Origin of the sequence: Rhizobium ecuadorense, assembly GCF_001187535.1 — a bacterium.
In the GTDB taxonomy this organism is placed as follows: Bacteria; Pseudomonadota; Alphaproteobacteria; order Rhizobiales; family Rhizobiaceae; genus Rhizobium; species Rhizobium ecuadorense.
In genome coordinates this window covers 1-297 of sequence record NZ_LFIO01000187.1, presented here as the reverse complement: position 1 = coordinate 297, position 297 = coordinate 1, and the positions used below count along the sequence as shown (strand labels likewise).

The window sequence follows — 297 nt, the reverse complement described above, 5'->3', positions numbered from 1 at the left end:
TCCCCGCATCGAGCCCCTGACGGAGACCGATGCCGCCGACATGCTGGCGCTGGCGACACTGACCAAACCCGGGCCGTTCACCCTGCGAGCCCAGAGCCTCGGCAGCTTCTGGGGGATCAGAAGCGAGGGCCGCCTGGTGGCGATGGCCGGGCAGCGGATGCGGCAGACTGGCTTTACCGAGCTTAGCGGACTTTGCACCCATCCCGATTTCCAGGGGCGCGGCCTCGGCACCCTGCTCTTCCGTTTCGTCGCCGGCGAAATCGCGTCCACCGGCGACACGGCCTATCTGCATGCCTA

At 67.7% G+C, this 297-nt stretch carries 1 protein-coding gene; it reads left to right on the top strand.

All coding sequences use genetic code 11. From position 1 onward, the window contains the following. The coding region (locus tag AF337_RS04600) for a GNAT family N-acetyltransferase (RefSeq protein WP_152970904.1) at positions 1–297 on the top strand (297 nt) is incomplete at both ends.